Source organism: Halomonas bluephagenesis, assembly GCF_054790765.1.
Window position 1 is genome coordinate 3,826,035 of the sequence record NZ_CP133631.1, and the last position, 18,866, is coordinate 3,844,900.

The window sequence follows — 18,866 nt, forward strand, 5'->3', positions numbered from 1 at the left end:
TCTTAATCAATGAGAGACGCGATGAGCATCTACGGCGACTACATTAAGTCCGTTATTCGCACGGTTCCTGACTGGCCAGATCAGGGCGTAAATTTTCGTGATATCACGCCGCTACTGCAAAATAGTGCTGCCTTTCGTAAGCTGATTGATAGCTTTGTGCACCGCTACCAGGAAATGAACTTAGATGCCATCGCGGCTATCGACGCCCGTGGCTTCATTATTGGTGCACCGTTGGCCTACGAGTTAGGCTGCAGCTTTGTTCCTGTTCGCAAAAAAGGCAAGCTGCCGTTCAAGACAATCAGTGAGACCTATACGCTTGAGTACGGTCATTCCGAAGTTGAGCTTCATTCTGATGCTTTCCAGAAAAATGATCGTATCCTGCTGATGGACGATTTGATTGCCACCGGCGGCACCATGCTGGCAGCTGCGAATCTGATTCAACGCTCCGGTGGGCACGTGGTAGAAACTGCAACCATTATTGACTTGCCTGAGCTAGGCGGTTCCCAGAAAATTCGCGATGCTGGTTATAGCGTATTCGCGGTATGTTCATTCACCGAAGACGAGTAACGCCTTTTATGAGCAGCGAACGCTATCATCAGCACTTCACCATTTCCTGGGATCAACTGCACCGCGATGTGCGTCAACTTTGTCATCAGCTAATTGAGCGAGACTTCAAAGGTATCGTCGCGATTACCCGTGGTGGATTAATACCTGCGGCGCTTATCGCTCGTGAGCTCAATATTCGCTTGATCGATACCGTTTGTATCAAAAGCTATGATCATATGGACCAAGGCGGTTTAGACATCATGAAGGGCGTTGATCATGATGGTGATGGTTGGCTGCTGGTAGATGACTTGGTGGATACCGGTAAAACCGCCCGAGCCGTTCGTGAAATGCTGCCTAAGGCGCATTTTGTGACAATGTATGCCAAACCAGAAGGGCGCCCTCTGGTTGACCAATATCTTACCGAAGTGGCCCAGCAGTGTTGGATCCAATTCCCTTGGGATATGGGCATTGCTTATGTTGAGCCGCTGGCGGACCAACTGAAGAAGTAATATGGCTAACCCGCTACCCGACGATTGGAATCAATGGCTTGGGCAAGAGTTTCAGGCTGACTATATGTCAGCCCTGAAAACATTTTTGGCCCAAGAAAAATCAGCCAAGAAAGTTATCTACCCGCACTCATCACATTGGTTTCGCGCTTTTGAGCTGACGCCTTTAGCCTCTGTGAAAATCGTTATTCTAGGGCAAGACCCTTATCACGGCCCAAACCAAGCTCACGGGTTGTGCTTCTCGGTACAGCCGGGTATTCAAGTGCCTCCCTCGTTGGTCAATATTTATAAAGAATTAGCTGCTGATGTGGGGTTTACACCTGTGCGACACGGCTTTTTGGAATCGTGGGCAACACAGGGTGTGCTGCTGCTTAACACCGCATTAACGGTTGAGCAGGGTAATGCCGCTTCACACCGTGGTAAGGGGTGGGAACACTTTACTGATTGCGCGATTGATACCGTCAGTCGGCATGCTGAGCCGTGCGTTTTCTTGTTGTGGGGCAGTCATGCGCGCCAGAAAAAAGTCCTGATTGATCAGTCACGCCATTTGGTGTTGGAATCCCCGCATCCTTCGCCACTCTCTGCACATCGAGGTTTTTTTGGTAATCACCACTTTTCCCGGGCCAATCAGTTTTTAACAGAGCATGGGCGCTCTCCGATTGAGTGGCAATTGCCGGAAACCTCTTAACCTACTGGTCAGTTGCGGGTAGAATGGCGCGCAATTTTGTAAGCTTGTCGATGCGACCTAGGTCGCCATCCTGAATCCCATGCCGCGAGGAAGTCCCATGAGTGTTTACGCCATTAATCATCCGCTTGTTCAACATAAGCTGGGACTGCTGCGCGAAGCTGATTTGAGCACCAAGAGCTTCCGAGAGCTAGCAGGTGAAGTGGCTAAGCTTCTGACCTATGAAGCAACAAAAGGTCTAGAGCTTGAGGATCATGAGATTCAAGGCTGGAACAACGAGCCTATCGCGACGCGTCGCTTAAAAGGAAAAAAAGTAACGGTTGTGCCAATTCTGCGAGCCGGTTTAGGCATGCTAGAGGGCGTAACTGACCTAATCCCAAGCGCACGCGTCAGTGTAGTGGGTCTTTATCGTGATGAAGAGACTCTTCAGCCAGTGCCTTATTTCGCCAAGTTCGCCAATGATATTGAAGAGCGCATGGCGCTAGTTATCGACCCTATGCTTGCGACTGGTGGCTCAATGGTTGCGACGCTAGATATGTTACGTGAACGTGGTTGTGAACATATGAAAGTCATTGTGCTGGTAGCTGCCCCTGAGGGCATTAAGCGAGTTCAGGACGCGTATCCAGATGTTGAGATTTACACAGCATCCGTTGATGACCGGCTAGATGAGAACGGTTATATCGTCCCTGGTTTGGGAGATGCCGGCGATAAGATCTTCGGGACGCGCTAAGCACTCCGACTGACAATGCCCCTTACGCTTCGCGTTGGGGGCATTTTTTTGGCTAACCACCGACAACGAAAACATTGGAAACGTTTAGATGAGACATTCAGCAAGTCATGAGTCTTGGCCCAAAATGCTGCTGACAGGTGCACAAATGCTATTCGTAGCCTTTGGTGCGCTGGTATTAGTACCGTTGTTGACTGGGCTAGATCCCAGTGTCGCACTATTTACGGCGGGTATTGGTACGCTGGTGTTCCACGGCATTACCAAACAGACTGTGCCGGTTTTCTTGGCGTCATCATTTGCGTTCATTGCACCTATTCAAGGCTCGATTGCAAGCTTCGGTGTATCGGCCACGCTGGGTGGCTTGATGGCGGCAGGGGTGGTGTACGTTGCTATTTCTCAAGCAGTACGTGTTAAAGGCACCGCTTGGTTGCACAGACTGTTGCCGCCTGTCGTGGTCGGGCCGGTCATCATGGTGATTGGTTTAGCGTTGGCGCCAGTCGCTGTCAGTATGGCGACAGGAGAGACAAGCGATAACATTGGTTATGGCCAAGCGATTTTCCTTTCCATGGCTAGCTTGCTGGTGACGCTTATATTGGCTGTTTTCGGGCGTGGAATTTTACGCTTGGTGCCGATTATGGGTGGCATTGCAGTGGGGTATGGTTTGGCGCTTGTTATGGGCGTTGTCGATTTTACCCCCGTGCGTGACGCTGCTTGGCTATCAGTGCCCAGCTTTACCGCGCCGAGTTTTCACTGGGCGGCTATCTTATTCATGATTCCGGTCGCGATTGCCCCTGCGGTTGAGCATATCGGCGACATGGTGGCGATAGGTTCAGTTACGCGCAAAAACTATCTAGAGAAGCCAGGCCTTCATCGCACCCTGCTAGGCGATGGGTTGGCGACAATAGCGGCTGCGCTGTTTGGCGGTCCCCCTAATACCACCTATTCAGAAGTGACGGGGGCAGTGACGCTGACTAAGGCATTCAACCCCATGTACATGATCATCGCCGCGGTGATTGCGATTGTCCTGGCCTTTGTGGGTAAGCTGGGCGCGTTACTGCAAACTATTCCTGGTCCTGTGATGGGCGGTATTATGACCCTGCTGTTTGGTTCGATTGCGGTGGTGGGTATGAATACTCTGGTGCGTGCAGGTCAATCATTAACTGCGGCGCGCAATCTCGTGGTGGTTTCATTAATTCTAGTATTTGGAATAGGTGGAATGCAGTTTGGTGGCGGTCAGTTCACTCTCCAGGGCGTGAGCTTGGCGGCATTGGTTGGCATTGCGCTAAACTGGCTCTTACCTGTTGAAAAAGAGGGCGAGTAGCCACTCAGCCACCGCTTCATAATTGGGAGTCGTTAATGGAAGAGGTCATTGATAGTCCATTTCCTGTGCTAGGTATTGCCGCGTGGAGCGGTACTGGTAAGACGACCCTGTTAGCACAGCTTTTGCCTCGTCTGCGTGAAGCGGGGCTCAGGGTGGGCGTAATAAAGCATGCTCACCATAGCTTTGATGTCGATCAGCCAGGAAAAGATAGCTATAAACTTCGTCAAGCTGGCGCTGCACCGATGTTGATTGCATCCCGAGAGCGTTTTGCCATGATGCAAGAGACACCTGACCAAGAAGAGCCAGATTTGGTTTATCTCTTGTCACTGATGACCACCCAGGCGCCAGACTTGGTCATTGTGGAGGGTTTTAAGGCGTGGCCAATTCCTAAGCTAGTCCTGTACCGTGCGGGTATTGGAGACGATTCCATTGTCAGTGGCGATTGGGTGCAAGCAGTGGCGTCAAGTGGCCCGCCGCCCCAGTCAATTCACCCGACAGCCAAGCACCTGGACCTGAATAATATCAAAGCGATCACTGAGTGGATAATGGAATGGATGAATGCTCAGCCCAACGCTGTGCTAAATAAATTAGCAGCTTCCACACATCTGTAGCTTTATAACACCGTGGTTTGATTACAAGGGTAACGATATGCAGCTAACTCACCTCAATACACACGGCGAAGCCAATATGGTTGATGTCGGAGATAAGCGAGAGACCCGCCGCGAGGCGGTAGCGTCTGGACGTATCGTTATGCAGCCTAAAACGTTGCAACTGCTAAGTGATGGCGAGTTGCCCAAAGGTGATGTACTGGCAACTGCTCGCATTGCGGGTATTCAGGCGGCTAAGCGAACGCATGAATTGATCCCGTTGTGCCATTCATTAGCGCTTTCAAAGGTCTCCGTGGACTTCGATATTGATCACGCTAACGGTTGTGTTCATGTCTCCGCGCTGTGCCGTCTTAATGGCCAGACAGGGGGGGAAATGGAGGCCCTGACAGCCGTGTCAGTGGCTTGTCTGACGCTTTACGATATGTGTAAAGCGGTGGACAAAGACATGCGTATCGAAGCCGTTCAGTTGGAAAGCAAGCGGGGCGGTGTTCGTGGTGATTACCAACGAGGCTTGCCAGAACCTATTGTGACTGGCGGTGGCGTTGCGGGAGAAGTCAGCTTAGGAGAGCGATGTGCATCCCCTTGCGTTCGGGTTAAGTTTCTTGCTGAGCTGCGTGAACGCGTGGAAGAAAGTGACCTGTCCATTGGGCTTGATCAGCTGCCAAGCCGAGATGTGGCTGGGGTAAAAGCGGCATTAAGCGCTAGGGATGCACGCTTTAACGTGCTGTCAGAGCAGCGCACGCTGTGTGCTATCAACCAAGTGATGGCAAACGATAGTGCGCGTCTCACCGATGAGGATGAAGTGGCCTTCTTTCCTCCTGTGACGGGGGGGTAATCAGATGGCTGATATAGTAGAAACTGAGATGGATATTGCCGTTAGGGTTCAAGAAGAACCATTTAAGATGGATGATGGCTATGAGAGCTTGCTTCGCAAGCGTACCGATATTGGCGCTATTGTCACCTTCACAGGGCTGGTGCGTGACTTTAATGAAACTCCCGACGTTATCGGACTCACTCTTGAGCACTACCCTGGAATGACCGAGCGCACATTAACGCAGATTGGTGAACAGGCTTATCAGCGTTGGGCGTTACAGGCCGTACAGATTATCCATCGCATTGGTGACTTGACACCGGGAGACCCTATTGTGCGGGTTCTGGTGGCCAGTGCTCATCGCCGTGATGCTTTCCAAGCCTGTGACTTTATTATGGATTTTTTAAAAACTCAGGCGCCATTTTGGAAGAAAGAGCACTCCCGTCAGGGCGCTTACTGGGTAAAAGAGCGGCACACCGATCAGCAAGCTGCAGAGCGCTGGTAGGCAATATCGCCAATGGCTTAAAAATCGCTGCCAAGCGCTTCTGAAGTGGGCATTTCGGTTGCCATTATCTGCAAATGCACATCTGGCATGTGCTGAAGGTGGTTGGCTAACCAATGAATTAGCCTTGGCTGCAGTGCTTGACGCAAATCTGCCAAGGTCTCTGATGCTATTTCTTCCAATTGGTCATCCAGCCATTCGCTGAAACTATCTTCGTCGAGTGGGCTGGTGCCGCTGGCATCTAGCATCAAGCGGCCAATGCGGCACCAGCCAGTGTCGGTAGCCGTAACGGGAAGTGCTAAGAACAAACTGCCGCGCCGCGATGAATGGGAGCCGGTATCAAGCCCTGGGTGAGGCACGACGCTGTTCTGATTAACGATGCAAGGCGGTTGGGGATAGCGAGCTTCGCAGCGTAACCCTAGATTATCGAACATTAACATGTCGCCATTTACCGGAGCGAGTGGGGCGTTAATGCCGAGGCTGGCGGCAATTTTCTGATGGGCTGCTTGATGGCGCGCCTCCCCATGAACCGGCAGCAGCGTTTTCGGACGAACCCACTGATACAGCTTTCTTAGCTCATCTTCGGCAGGATGTCCGGTAGCGTGTAGTTCTGGATGGTTCATTTCATCGAAAATTGACACGCCAAGCTGTGCTAAGCGTTTTTTAAGCTGTTCAATAGGCCGCTCGTTGCCTGGTATGGCTTTAGCAGAAAAAATAATGCTATCGCCTGGCTCCAAATCCACAAACGGATGTCTCCGCTGTGCTAAACGCTGCAGCGCGGCGCGTGGTTCGCCTTGACTACCCGTGGCAATAATCACAACCTCTTCTGGCGGCAGATAGCCTAAATCGTGGGGCGGCACTAGCGGCGGAAATTCGTCTAGATACCCCAGGCCTTTCGCCACACTCACCATGCGCTCCATTGAGCGGCCCATGAGGCTGACGCGTCGGCCACACTGTTGTGCAGCAAGCCCAATAGCTAACACGCGTGCGAGATTACTGGCAAAACAAGACACAACCACGCGGCCTGTGCACTGTTTTAAGGTGTGGGCGAGTGCTTTAGCAACATCGCCTTCACTACCCGAATGACCAGGCATCGGGGCGTTAGTGGAGTCGCCTACAACTAAATCAATAGGCGCGAGCGCGCGAAATTGAGCAGCGTCAATGGGAGAGCCAATGAGTGGGGTGGGGTCTAGTTTCCAGTCCCCTGTGTGCAGCACGCGATAGTCGCCTGCCTGCATTAGAATGGAGCAGCTTTCAGGAATCGAATGGGTAACCTGAAGGTAGCGTAGCGTGAAGGGGCCAAGCTCCATTGCATCGCCTGGTTCCACGACGTGTATAGCGGCGCTACTAAGCTGATGCTCTGCAAACTTATGGCGTAGCAATCCCGCGGCTAATGGCGTAGCAAAAATAGGGCAGTTCCATCTGGGCCAGAGCCACGCCACGGCTCCAATGTGATCTTCATGGCCGTGGGTAATATAGAGCGCCTTGGGGATAATGTTTAGCGCTGCTAACGTATCTGTATTGGGCACCTGCAGCGGGGAGTTAGGTAGATCCTGGCGAATCATCATGCCGCAGTCGACGGCGATCCACTCATCGTCGTATCCATACAGCGTAAGGTTCATTCCAATTTCACCACACCCACCTAGCGGCAGCAGGCGCAGGGGTGGACGACGGCGGGGACGAAGTTGAACGCGTGGTGGATGCATCAGTAATGAAAAGCCTAAAAAGTAAGACCTTAACTATACGGGAAGGCAGGGGCGGGTAACAATCATCGTGGCATTCGGCTGCGGTGCTTCCTTGATGTGCATAAGGTACACTATTTCGTCTATATACAGCCTTCCTGCCGTTGGTAGGTGCTTGTCGAACGTGCCGTTAAAATATGTCAAGAGTGTTTATTTATGTCTCATTATTACCGTTTGGTGGTTTCTTGCCCTGATCAAGTGGGCATTGTGGCGCGTGTCTCAAGCTTTATTGCTCAACAAGGTGGTTCTATCACTGAAGCAAGCCAGCATTCTGATCTTGAGACTGGCCGGTTCTTCATGCGATACGAAATTTTGGCAGATTCGCTGGGTATGTCGGCGGAGGCCTTACGCAGTGCATTTGAGCCCGTGGCTGAAGCCTTTAATATGCAGTGGTCGCTGGTTGATACTCAAAAGCGCAGGCGTGTGGTGCTGATGGTGTCGCGTGAGTCTCACTGTCTGGTTGATCTGCTTTATCGTTGGCAGGCAGGGGAGCTTGATTGCGATATTGTCGGGGTTATTTCAAATCATGAAGATATGCGGTCACTCACTGAGTGGTATGGCATTCCTTACCATCATGTGCCCGTAGACCCTGATAACAAGCAGGCCGCTTTTGAGCAGGTTCAGGCACAGATTGATAGTGCCCGGGCAGACTGCGTTGTGCTAGCACGTTACATGCAGATTTTGCCGCCTTCTCTCTGCTCGCGTTACGCGGGGCGAGTGATTAACATCCACCACAGTTTCTTACCCTCTTTTGCCGGTGCCAAGCCTTATCATCAAGCTTACCAGCGTGGGGTTAAGCTTATTGGTGCCACCTGTCACTATGTCACCGAGGAACTGGATGCTGGGCCGATTATTGAACAAGATATCCATCGGGTAAGCCACTGCCATACGCCGACGGACCTAGTGCGCTTTGGACGCGATGTTGAAAAAGCGGTATTGGCGCGTGGCCTACGATGGCATTTAGAAGACCGAGTATTAATCCATGGCAATAAGACTGTAGTGTTTAGTTAATCAGGTTTTTTAGTGAATTAAGGTTTATAGCTGACTTGTCGTTAACTGATATGTAGATAGGGGCCTCCATGTCTTTCGCGCAAAGTGTTTTAGCTCCCTGGGCATTGGTCCTGACGTGGTTGGTATCGCTTAGCGTACTTGCGTGGGTGCTATGGCTGGGCCCCCGGCAGGCGCTGGTAGAGGATGTGGCACTTCAGCATCGCTGGTTGGCCACAACGCTTGCCGTAGTGTTGATGTGGCAGCTCCGTGCTCAGGCAGTGGATTGGTTAACTCTGCACTTAGTGTTCACGGTCTTAATGGCGTTGGTATTTAAAGTGCCTCTCGCGTTAATCAGCAATGTGCTGATTAACATAGCGATGTCAGCCATTGGTCGCAATGAATGGGTATTATTAGGCGCTAATGTACTAGTAACCGGCATTGTGCCTGCGGTCATTACTGGGCTGGTATGGCGATTGGTAGACCGGCGACTACCGGATAACTTGATGGTCTTTCTATTTGCATGCGGCTTTTTTGGCGCTGCGCTTGCAACATTGGGAGGTGGGTTATCAGCTGTCTTGCTAATAATCGCGGCGGGTACCGACTCTGAGGCTATATACTTAGCCCAAGAATATGCGCGCTTTTTACCCCTATTAATGCCATCAGAGGCCTTCATTACGGGCATGTTGCTTAGCATTTTGCTGGTGTACCATCCGAGCTGGGTGGCCACGTTCAATGATCATCGCTATATAGACTCTCAGTAACGTTGCATTAGCCGTAGAGGCACCTATCGGTTGCCTCTACGACATTCATGCAGGCTTGCTTACCCCAATGCTTGGCCGTTACCGCCACGTATGACACCGACACCCACCCCTTCGATATCTAACTGCTGCGTACGTAGGTCAATTTCTATAGGCGCAAAGTCGCTGTTTTCGGCAATTAGTGTCACCGTATAGCCCTGTCGTTTAAAGCGCTTTACGGTCACTTCATCTTCGAGTCTAGCTACGACAATCTGGCCGTCACGAACTCGATCTGTGCGATGAACAGCAAGAAGGTCACCCTCCAGTATGCCAACATCCTTCATTGATAAACCTCGCACCCGAAGTAGGTAATCCGCCTTGGGGGTAAAGTACTCAGCGGGTAGTGGGCAATAACGATCAATGTGTTCCGCTGCTAGAATCGGGCTTCCTGCAGCGACTTCCCCAATGACAGGTAAGCCATTCGGTAGGGGCTCCACGTTGGTGGCAGGCGTTGTTGGCGAGACGTCACTTACATCCTGCGGTTCCTGATTAGGCAGTCGGATTCCACGTGAGGTATTGCGAATGATGCGGATAGCACCTTTGCGCTCAAGTGCTCGTAAATGCTCTTCGGCAGCGTTAGGAGAACGAAAGCCCAGCGCTTTGGCGATTTCTGCACGAGTCGGCGGGTAGCCAAATTCACCCATCGTTTTAACAATGAAATCAAAAACATGCTGCTGACGAGCAGTGAGTGGACGCGACATAACAAACTCCAAAAAATTGAACAAAAACAGTGATTATATGTCTGCTTAAACAGTATGTGGTTAAGTATACAGTATGTTGCTCTGTCCAGTACATGCAAGAGCGCTTGCAATGGCAGTCGCTGTGGTAAGTACATCAGAATTAGAGGGAGAGTGATGAATTTGGAAATGCTGCTATCTCAACGGCAAACTCGATAGCGTCATTCGGGATAGCGTCATTCGGTAGGTGTTTGAATATGTGCCCAAGGCGCTTTTTTGCGTTGGACAAAAAGCTAAAGATAAGTGATTGAGCCAAATAACGTTATGGCATAGTATTTAACGATGTTTTAAACACTCGTTTTCTGGAGGGCGCTATGGCGCAATCTGATACGGTAACGCGTATCCTCGATACCGCTGAGGTGCTATTTGCCGAGCGTGGTTTCGCCGAAACGTCGCTGCGCAATATTACCAGTAAAGCGCGGGTCAATTTGGCTGCTGTCAATTACCACTTTGGTTCTAAAAAGGCGCTTATTCAAGCGGTGTTTGCGCGCTATTTAGACCCGTTCTCGCAACGCTTTCATACGGCGCTTGATGAACTTGAAGCGCAGTACAAGGGGGATGTGATTCCCCTTGAAGTACTGTTGGAAACAATGGCAGGTACGGTGCTAGCAGTGCCCGCTGAGCGCAACAGCCTGAAGGTGTTTATGCGTCTCCTAGGGTTGGCGTATAGCCAGGCACAAGGGCATTTGCGACGTTATATCCAACAGCAATACGGTGACGTGTTCACCCGCTTTACTGAGCTGGTGCGCCAAGCAACGCCAGATTTACCTGATGCTGAGCGTTTTTGGCGACTGCATTTCATGCTTGGTACCGTGATTTTTACGCTGTCTGGTTTAGATGCACTGCGGGACATTGCCGCGAAAGACTATAATGAGCAAGTAACGGTAAGGGACTTAGTAAGACGTTTACGTCCGGTGGTGGTTGCCGCCATGAATGCACCGCTGCCGCCTGCTGTTGATGAAGGACATTATGCGAAAGCCTACGCTAGCTGAGCTACCCCCTCAGGATGAAGGGTGGATAGAGATCAATACCAAACGACAGCAGCTATGCTGGTGGCAGGGGCGTACGCTGCAACACACGTGTGCTGTGTCAACCGGTGAGAAAGGCGTAGGGCAGCAGGAGGGAAGTGGTCAAACCCCTCTTGGATGGCACTATATACGCGCATCGATAGGTGGTGGATTACCTGATAATGCAGTGTTTCGGGGGCGTCGGTGGACTGGAGAGGTGTTTACACCGCTACTCGCGGCGGAATTTCCTCACCGTGATTGGATATTAACGCGCATCTTGTGGCTGTGTGGTTTAGAAAAAGGGGTGAACCGAGGCGGGAGTGTCGATACACAGCGTCGTTACATCTATCTTCACGGCACACCAGCTGATCAACCGATGGGCGTTGCTGCTTCACACGGCTGTATCCGGTTGCGAAATAGTGATCTGCTTTATCTTTTTGATCATGCGCGGCCAGGTACACCCGTTTGGCTTCACGATGGTCAAGTCTAGGCAACTTATTTACTGTTTTTTTGACACGCGAGACTGATCAACTAAAATTGACGGCCCTTTTGTTGGATCCATCACAATGACTCAATCTTTAGGCCCGGTCATGCTCGACCTTGAAGGGCCGCGATTAACTAAAGCTGAAAAACATCTTTTGATGGACCCTGCGGTGGGTGGTGTCATTTTATTCGCTAGAAATGTCGAAAATGCTTACCAGGTTCGAAAACTTTGCAGTGATATTCGTTGCGTCCGCAGCGAGCTTTTACTTGGTATTGATCAAGAAGGTGGCCGGGTTCAGCGGATCAAAGATGGCGTTACTCGCATGCCTGCCATGGCACGCATTGGCGATCTATTTGCTGAGGATCCGGCATCCGGTCTTGCATTAGCTAAAGATGCGGGTTGGTTGCTGGGCATGGAAATGGCCGCGTGCGGTCTTGATCTCAGCTTTGCCCCTGTTTTAGATGTTGAAAGTGGCATATCCAGCGTTATCGGTGATCGCAGTTTTAGCACTGATCCTGAGCACGTCGCAGCGCTGGGTCATAGCTTTATCAACGGTTTGCATGAAGCGGGTATGGCGGCGGTAGGTAAGCATTTTCCTGGTCATGGTGGCGTTGCCGCTGACTCACATGTGGCGTTACCTGTGGATGACCGCCCCCTGGCACTTATTAAACAGCGTGATCTTGTTCCGTTTAGCCAGCTTGCGGCTCAGCTTGATGGTGTTATGCCGGCTCATGTTATTTATAGCGCGTTTGACTCACGTCCTGCCGGTTTCTCTCCTAACTGGTTGGGAATGCTAAGAGAGTCCCTAGGGTTTAAAGGCTGCATTTTTTCAGATGATTTAAGCATGGCGGGTGCTCATGAAGCGGGTGATCCGAAAGCACGCGCTAACGCTGCCCTTGCCGCTGGGTGTGACATGCTGCTGGTCTGTAATGATCGCTCAGCAGCGTTAGAAGTTGTTGAGGCATGCCAAGGGTTGCAAAGTAAACGACCAACCAAACTACGCTATGGCCGGGCCCGCCCGGACGTGGATGCGCTAACGGCACTAGGTCGCTGGCGTCGCACCCACGCCAAATTAGAAGCGCTGGCAAATTAAGCACATCCTTTCTTAAGTCATTTACTAGTTAACCCCTTCCTGGAGTAACCCAATGTCCAAACTGGATAAAGAGGCGCTTGAGTCGCTCGACTCAATGCGTGAGCTGATGGATAACGCTGATTGCTTAATTTCTCAGGAGCAGGTTGAGCGTGCGTTGGATCGAATGGCTGAGGCAATTAGCAAAGATCTAGGGGATAAGTTACCGGTTTTTTACTGCGTAATGAATGGCGGTTTGATTACCACAGGACACCTGCTAACTCGATTAGGTTTCCCTCTTGAAGTGGATTATCTGCATGCGACTCGTTATCGCAACGAATTACGTGGTGGCGAACTTTTTTGGCGCGTTTCTCCAGAAATTCCCATGGCGGGGCGCCACGTAGTCATCGTTGATGACATTCTTGATGAGGGGTCTACGTTAGCGGCCATTCTTGCCTACTGCGAGGAAGCCCAAGCGGCGAGCGTTACTACGGCCGTGCTGGTGGACAAGCAGCACGACCGTAAAGCGGTGCCAGGCTTAAAAGCCGATTACTGTAGTCTTGAAGTCGCAGATCGTTACGTTTTCGGTTTCGGTATGGATTACAAAGGCTACTGGCGTAACGCCCCAGGAATATTTGCCCCCAAGGGAATGTGATGGTTTGGCCTAGCGGGGCGAAAAGCGTCTAGCTAGGCCTGTCTCCGCAATCATTCGGGTTGATATCTCTTCTACTGAAAAGCGCGTCGTGTCGATGAACGGAATGTGCATTGAGCGATATAGCGATTCAGCCTGTTCAACTTCTCGCAAGCACTGATCCATCGAGCTATAGCGGCTGTTGGGGCGGCGCTCGTTGCGTATCGCTGCTAGTCTGCGAGCATCAATCGTTAGGCCAAACAGCTTGTGCCTATGGGGGGCTAATGCTCTAGGCAGCTTTAAACTGCCATCTTCATCCAGGTCATCTTCAGTCAGAGGGTAGTTAGCTGCTCGAATGCCGAATTGAAGCGCTAGATAAAGAGAAGTGGGGGTTTTTCCGCAACGTGAGACGCCAACCAGAATAATATCGGCTTTATCGTATTGGTGAGTCCGCGCACCATCATCATTATCTAGCGCAAAATGGACGGAATGAATGCGGTCCATGTAGACATCATCGCTACCAATCGAGTGCGTTCTGCCGACGCTGTAAGAGGAGTGTGTTTCTAGCTCTTGTTCTAGGGGCTCTAAAAAGGTGGAGAAGATATCCACCTTGAATCCGGAGGCCTGTCGAATGACGTTGCGAATATCTTGATCCACAATAGTATCAATGATGATTGGGCGCTGGCCGTCTCGGTTGGCGGTAGACTCGATGATTTCCGCTAATGCTTGAGCCTTTTCCAGCGTATCAATGTAGGGCTTTGTCAGCATATCAATTTCAACATCACTAAATTGAGCTAACAGACTGCGTCCAAGGCTTTCTGCCGTAATGCCAGTACCATCAGAAATAAAAAAGGCTGTTCGCTTCATCACTAAATCCGTCAATAAGTAAAGTTGCTATTGTGGGTTGGGCGGTGGATTAGCACAATCATTGCCAAGCGATTCACCCGTCGATTCGTTTAAAATTAGCTAATAAAAGCTATCTAATAAAAACCATCTAATGAAAGCTATTTAATAAAAACTACCTCATTGAGACTACATAAAAAGCCCTTTATCGCACTTTGTTGTAAAAATCCTCCACTCTGTTCGCTATTAGACCAATGGCGAATGCGTTGCGTCGATGCTAGTGTGACATGGTCAATTAGAGTCGGCCTATTGGGTCGCAAAGCAGTCTAAAAGCGAGGGGGTTGCGTGGAAGAGTACATTCTATGGTTCGATCAGCTTGGTATGGCAGACGTCGAACGCGTGGGTGGTAAAAACGCTTCGCTTGGCGAAATGATCTCAAACTTGTCAGGTGTGGGCGTAACAGTGCCAGGCGGATTTGCCACGACGTCCCATGCGTATCGCGAGTTTCTGTCTCACAAGGGGCTAAATGATCGTATTAACGCCACACTCGCTCGCCTCGATGTCGATGATGTTAAAGCGCTGGCAGAGGCAGGCAAGACTATTCGCCAGTGGATAATCGATACGCCGCTCCCCCCCGCATTTGAAAATGCTTTACGAGATGCCTATGAGCAGCTTCAGGCTAAACATCCCAGTTTAAAAGTCGCCGTACGCAGTTCAGCAACGGCAGAAGATTTGCCTGATGCGTCTTTTGCTGGTCAGCAGGAGACATTCCTCAATATTGAAGGCTTTGACAATATTAAACAGGCGGTGCATGAAGTGTTTGCATCGCTATTTAACGACCGTGCCATCTCTTACCGCGTACATCGCGGCTACGCCCATGAAAATGTGGCGTTGTCTGCGGGTGTTCAGAAGATGGTTCGTTCCGAAACAGGCGCATCTGGGGTCATGTTTACTCTGGATACTGAGTCCGGTTACCGCGATGCGGTGTTTGTCACTGCTTCTTGGGGGCTTGGCGAAACCGTCGTCCAGGGGGCTGTCAATCCTGATGAGTTTTATGTGCATAAGCCCACGCTCGCAGCGGGCCGTCCAGCGGTACTACGCCGGACGCTGGGTTCTAAACTGATCAAAATGATCTATGGGAAAGATGCCAGTGCCGGTAGGTCAGTTGAAACCGTTGATGTGCCTCATAAAGACCGTGGTCGCTTCTGTATCAACGATGAACAGATCATGGACCTTGCACGGCAAGCCATGACCATTGAAGACCATTACCAGCGTCCAATGGATATCGAATGGGCACTGGATGGAGATGATGGTCAGCTCTACATCGTTCAAGCGCGCCCTGAAACCGTGGTTTCACAGCAGGAGGGTGGCAAGTTGGAGCGCTTCCACCTGCGCGAAAAAGGACGCACGCTGATTACGGGGCGGGCGATTGGTCAGCGAATTGGTCGTGGTACGGTCAAAACCGTCCTAAGCCCTGAAGAAATGGACAAGGTTCAAGAAGGTGACATCCTAGTGACCGACATGACCGACCCGGATTGGGAGCCGATCATGAAGCGTGCATCTGCGATTGTTACTAATCGTGGGGGGCGAACCTGTCACGCGGCTATTATTGCCCGGGAGCTTGGTATTCCTGCAGTAGTAGGTTGCGGGGATGCAACCACTCAGCTTAAAGAGGGCATTGATGTCACCGTTTCCTGTGCCGAAGGTGACACTGGCCACGTATATGAAGGTCTCCTGGCATTCGATTGCAAGGTTTCAAGTGTCGATGCGATGCCAGAGATTCCCTTCAAAATTATGATGAATGTGGGTAACCCTGACCGTGCTTTCGGCTTTGCTGGCTTACCCCATGCTGGGGTCGGTCTTGCCAGGTTGGAATTCATCATTAACCGTATGATTGGCGTGCACCCCAAAGCGCTTTTGGATTACGACACGCTGCCTGCCGATCTTCAGCAGGTCATTGATTTACGCACCGCCGGTTATGATGATCCTGTCAGTTTCTATGTTGATAAGCTGGTCGAAGGCATCTCAACCCTAGCCGCTGCTTTTCACCCTCAGCGGGTGATCGTAAGACTCTCTGATTTCAAATCGAATGAGTATGAGAACCTTATTGGCGGCAAGCTTTATGAGCCGGGTGAAGAGAATCCAATGCTTGGTTTTAGGGGAGCTTCGCGTTATATCTCAGATGCCTTCAGGCCTTGTTTTGAGCTTGAGTGTCGAGCGCTTAAGCGGGTTCGTGAGGAAATGGGCTTTGATAACGTTGAAATCATGGTGCCCTTCGTTCGTACAACTGATGAGGCGCGCGAGGTAGTAGAGTTGCTAGCGGCTAACGGCTTGCCGCGGGGCGGTGAGTCTAATCCTGATGGCTTAAAAGTTATCATGATGTGTGAGTTGCCTGCCAACGCGCTACTGGCCGATGAGTTCCTAGAGTACTTCGATGGTTTCTCTATTGGTTCTAACGATTTGACTCAGTTGACGCTTGGTCTTGATCGTGATTCAGGCATCGTTGCGCATCTGTTTGATGAACGAAATCCGGCGGTGAAGAAGCTGTTAGCAATGGCCATTAAAGCATGTAAAGCTCAAGGCAAGTACGTTGGCATTTGTGGCCAAGGTCCCTCTGATCACCCAGATCTGGCCAAGTGGTTAATGGAACAGGGAATAGATTCTGTCTCTTTAAACCCAGATGCAGTGCTGGAAACTTGGTTTATGTTGGCGGGTGAAACCATCGAGTAACGCTATTCAACAACACTGTCTTGTAACACCACCTAGCAACATAGCAGATTTAGTTGCCCATCTTCGCCCGGCCATTGTGCCGGGCGACTGTGTTTTATAGGCTAAGCTTTGGTTTGAGTTATCGAATGTTGAAGCGTCGCGAGGGTTATGGGTGACTAACCCACATAATAAATATCCAAATACCTGAATTTACTGACGTAGCCAGTTACGCAGTTTTACCAGCATTAGACTGCCGTCGCTCAGCGCGCGGCGGTCTTCTATTAGCTCGCTCAAACGGTCTGGATAGTCGGTGATTATTGCATCTACACCAAGATCAATAAGTGTCGACATGCTAGCCTGGTCATTAACTGTCCATGCATGTATTTCGTAATTATAAAGCGCAGCCAATCGAATTTCCTGCGGGGTGATGCGATTATGGCGAAGGCCTAACGCATCAAATTGGCGTCGATCCAATGTGCCAGCCAAGATCAATTGGGCGAGTAGAGTGACGCGTAATTCGGGTGCTTGCTGTTTTAAATAGGTAACCATACTGGGCGACATGGTCGCCATTCGCATTTCCAAGAGCACATTCGGAAACCCGCAGTTTGCGTTGGCATATAGAGCATTCTCTTGGGTTGCCCAACAGCGGTAACGGATATCGCTTTCTGCTGCGAGGGTGGCCAATACGGCCCGAGCAAGCCTCTCTTCGTTGCCCGGTGATGGCTTCATGTCAATCATTAAGCCTGCATGGCCTCGCACTAGCGCCAGTGCATCATCCAGCCCTGCAATTCTCTCGTTTTGAAAGGCATCGCCAAACCAGCTGCCTACATCAAATTCGCTCAATTCTGCTCGGCTGAGGTCGTCAAATTCTCGTCGATCGCCGGTGAGACGGGCCAGACTCCGGTCATGATAGAGAAGTACTTGATTATCGGCACTCAGGCGAACATCCAATTCAATGGCGTCAGCACCATCTTCAAGCGCTTGCCTTATCGCGGCTAAGGTATTCTCTGGCGCTACCATCGAGCTTCCGCGATGGGCGATGATAGCTACGTTATCGCGTATTTCAAAGCTGTTGAGTATCCACCAAGCTTGTAGCCCAGCCAGTAACAGCACGCTCAACTCAATAGCCCATGCAAGGCGCCCAGGGTGAGCGTTTTCTGAACGAGGAGATGGGCGCGCTTCGCGATAAGCTAGCTGCAAGTAAAGACATGCGGATAGTAGAGCATTGGTGGCAATACCTAAAAATGTAATGGTTAATGTGACGAGTACGTAGCTGGTTATATAAGCCAGCATCGCTGGAATCAGCACAGCGTTATGTTCGGGTAGCCCCCACAAGAGAGGCGTCACGACACTATCAAATACCCATGTTGAGATAATCGGCAGGCTGATAATGACAATCAGTAGTGTCAGAACCGCCACGCCAATCGAACGATGCCAGCCTCGAGTCAAATGTACGCTACGCTTAAGTGCTCGAAAGGGGGAGCAGTTGTCCAGGGCGACCAGAGGAAGCGCCAGTAACCAGCGTAGGTAAAGCCATGCAGAAAGCCCAAGCCAGATAATCATTAAAGGCAGTGCGCAAGCAATAAAATACCAAAGTGAGGCTGGGCGGGGTTGCTGTAAGTAGTAAGGATCTATACCGCTTAGCCAGACGTCATAAAGCCACGTTAAGCCCAGCATAAAAGGGGCTAAGAGCAGTAGATGGGAGCCTACCTGAAGGATCACCAAACCCGCGAGTGCTGGCAAGCGACGGGTGCTCAACCAAAGCGCTTCAAAGGCGAGTCGGTAGTGGTTGTCTTTAGGTCTTACGGCAACCAGCAGCATTCCTGCTTGTTGCCAATAAATCAGTAAGAATGCAAAACCAAGGCCCACGAGCATCGCGACTAAGCCCAGTGGGCTGAATAGCAGTGCAATCAGTGCATCATTGGTTACCACTGTTCGGTTGAGTTGCGCTAGCAAAGCCCGAGAGACCCACGCAATCATCGGCACTATAAGGGCAGAGGCCAATAGCGTAAAAAGCAGGTGGTAGGCAATGAGAGGACGAAGATGGTCGCGCAGAGTACGAAGTAGGGTGTAGCCCAATTGGTTTAGCGGCTGCATGGTCACAATTTTGTCAGAGTTGAATTACCAGGGTGGCACTATGCGCCACTCCTG

At 50.9% G+C, this 18,866-nt stretch carries 19 protein-coding genes; 15 read left to right on the forward strand and 4 right to left on the reverse strand.

What is annotated here, in order from left to right:
• Nucleotides 1–21 precede the first annotated feature (21 nt).
• From REH51_RS17400 to moaE, 8 genes are all read left to right on the forward strand, one after another.
• On the forward strand, nt 22–567 hold the full coding sequence (locus REH51_RS17400; protein ID WP_009723429.1) for an adenine phosphoribosyltransferase: 546 nt from the start codon (nt 22–24) through the stop codon (nt 565–567).
• An 8-nt stretch (nt 568–575) separates the two neighbouring features.
• Nucleotides 576–1,055 (forward strand): xanthine phosphoribosyltransferase, encoded by a 480-nt coding sequence (gene gpt, locus REH51_RS17405; RefSeq protein ID WP_009723428.1) that lies wholly within the window; start codon nt 576–578, stop codon nt 1,053–1,055.
• A gap of 1 nt (nt 1,056) precedes the next feature.
• Nucleotides 1,057–1,740, forward strand: coding sequence for a uracil-DNA glycosylase (ung, locus tag REH51_RS17410; RefSeq protein WP_009723427.1), 684 nt, complete (start codon nt 1,057–1,059; stop codon nt 1,738–1,740).
• A 97-nt stretch (nt 1,741–1,837) separates the two neighbouring features.
• A complete protein-coding gene (gene upp / locus REH51_RS17415) occupies nt 1,838–2,467 on the forward strand; it encodes a uracil phosphoribosyltransferase (protein ID WP_009723426.1) in 630 nt (209 codons plus the stop codon).
• Nucleotides 2,468–2,555: 88 nt separating this feature from the next.
• Entirely contained in the window at nt 2,556–3,785 is a 1,230-nt protein-coding gene (locus tag REH51_RS17420; protein WP_039869106.1) for a uracil-xanthine permease family protein, read from the forward strand.
• A gap of 35 nt (nt 3,786–3,820) precedes the next feature.
• Nucleotides 3,821–4,396 carry a molybdopterin-guanine dinucleotide biosynthesis protein B gene (gene mobB / locus REH51_RS17425; protein WP_009723424.1) on the forward strand — a complete coding sequence of 192 codons (576 nt, stop codon included), beginning with the start codon at nt 3,821–3,823 and terminating at the stop codon, nt 4,394–4,396.
• 37 nt (nt 4,397–4,433) lie between these two features.
• Nucleotides 4,434–5,228, forward strand: coding sequence for a cyclic pyranopterin monophosphate synthase MoaC (gene moaC / locus REH51_RS17430; RefSeq protein WP_498936452.1), 795 nt, complete (start codon nt 4,434–4,436; stop codon nt 5,226–5,228).
• Nucleotides 5,229–5,232: 4 nt separating this feature from the next.
• Nucleotides 5,233–5,709: a molybdopterin synthase catalytic subunit MoaE gene (gene moaE, locus REH51_RS17435; protein ID WP_009723422.1), complete on the forward strand. Its 477-nt coding sequence runs from the start codon at nt 5,233–5,235 to the stop codon at nt 5,707–5,709.
• 17 nt (nt 5,710–5,726) lie between these two features.
• Here moaE and REH51_RS17440 read toward each other — a convergent pair whose 3' ends face one another.
• Nucleotides 5,727–7,328 carry a ribonuclease J gene (locus REH51_RS17440; RefSeq protein ID WP_009723421.1) on the reverse strand — a complete coding sequence of 534 codons (1,602 nt, stop codon included), beginning with the start codon at nt 7,326–7,328 and terminating at the stop codon, nt 5,727–5,729.
• Between the two features lie 276 nt (nt 7,329–7,604).
• Here REH51_RS17440 and purU point away from each other — a divergent pair, with 276 nt between their 5' ends.
• Both purU and REH51_RS17450 read left to right on the forward strand, forming a co-directional pair.
• Nucleotides 7,605–8,459, forward strand: a complete 855-nt coding sequence (purU, locus tag REH51_RS17445; RefSeq protein ID WP_009723420.1) for a formyltetrahydrofolate deformylase — start codon at nt 7,605–7,607, stop codon at nt 8,457–8,459.
• Nucleotides 8,460–8,527: 68 nt separating this feature from the next.
• Entirely contained in the window at nt 8,528–9,199 is a 672-nt protein-coding gene (locus REH51_RS17450) for an energy-coupling factor ABC transporter permease (protein WP_498936454.1), read from the forward strand.
• A gap of 59 nt (nt 9,200–9,258) precedes the next feature.
• Here REH51_RS17450 and lexA read toward each other — a convergent pair whose 3' ends face one another.
• Nucleotides 9,259–9,936 carry a transcriptional repressor LexA gene (lexA, locus tag REH51_RS17455; protein WP_009723418.1) on the reverse strand — a complete coding sequence of 226 codons (678 nt, stop codon included), beginning with the start codon at nt 9,934–9,936 and terminating at the stop codon, nt 9,259–9,261.
• A gap of 350 nt (nt 9,937–10,286) precedes the next feature.
• Between lexA and REH51_RS17460 the strand changes: the two genes are divergently transcribed.
• From REH51_RS17460 to REH51_RS17475, 4 genes are all read left to right on the forward strand, one after another.
• Nucleotides 10,287–10,964 (forward strand): TetR/AcrR family transcriptional regulator, encoded by a 678-nt coding sequence (locus REH51_RS17460; protein ID WP_009723417.1) that lies wholly within the window; start codon nt 10,287–10,289, stop codon nt 10,962–10,964.
• Nucleotides 10,942–11,469 (forward strand): L,D-transpeptidase, encoded by a 528-nt coding sequence (locus REH51_RS17465; RefSeq protein ID WP_009723416.1) that lies wholly within the window; start codon nt 10,942–10,944, stop codon nt 11,467–11,469. The genes REH51_RS17460 and REH51_RS17465 overlap by 23 nt, the downstream gene beginning before the upstream one ends.
• Before the next feature lie 76 nt (nt 11,470–11,545).
• The gene (nagZ, locus tag REH51_RS17470) at nt 11,546–12,556 is read left to right on the forward strand and encodes a beta-N-acetylhexosaminidase (protein WP_009723415.1); all 1,011 of its coding nucleotides are present in this window, start codon (nt 11,546–11,548) and stop codon (nt 12,554–12,556) included.
• Nucleotides 12,557–12,608: 52 nt separating this feature from the next.
• Nucleotides 12,609–13,187: a hypoxanthine-guanine phosphoribosyltransferase gene (locus REH51_RS17475; RefSeq protein ID WP_009723414.1), complete on the forward strand. Its 579-nt coding sequence runs from the start codon at nt 12,609–12,611 to the stop codon at nt 13,185–13,187.
• Between the two features lie 9 nt (nt 13,188–13,196).
• On the opposite strand, the gene ppsR is transcribed toward REH51_RS17475, so the two are convergent.
• Nucleotides 13,197–14,030 (reverse strand): posphoenolpyruvate synthetase regulatory kinase/phosphorylase PpsR, encoded by an 834-nt coding sequence (gene ppsR, locus REH51_RS17480; protein WP_009723413.1) that lies wholly within the window; start codon nt 14,028–14,030, stop codon nt 13,197–13,199.
• A gap of 321 nt (nt 14,031–14,351) precedes the next feature.
• Between ppsR and ppsA the strand changes: the two genes are divergently transcribed.
• Nucleotides 14,352–16,736 (forward strand): phosphoenolpyruvate synthase, encoded by a 2,385-nt coding sequence (gene ppsA, locus REH51_RS17485; RefSeq protein ID WP_009723412.1) that lies wholly within the window; start codon nt 14,352–14,354, stop codon nt 16,734–16,736.
• A 189-nt stretch (nt 16,737–16,925) separates the two neighbouring features.
• Here ppsA and REH51_RS17490 read toward each other — a convergent pair whose 3' ends face one another.
• Nucleotides 16,926–18,812 (reverse strand): glycerophosphodiester phosphodiesterase family protein, encoded by a 1,887-nt coding sequence (locus REH51_RS17490; RefSeq protein WP_498936456.1) that lies wholly within the window; start codon nt 18,810–18,812, stop codon nt 16,926–16,928.
• Nucleotides 18,813–18,866 lie beyond the last annotated feature (54 nt).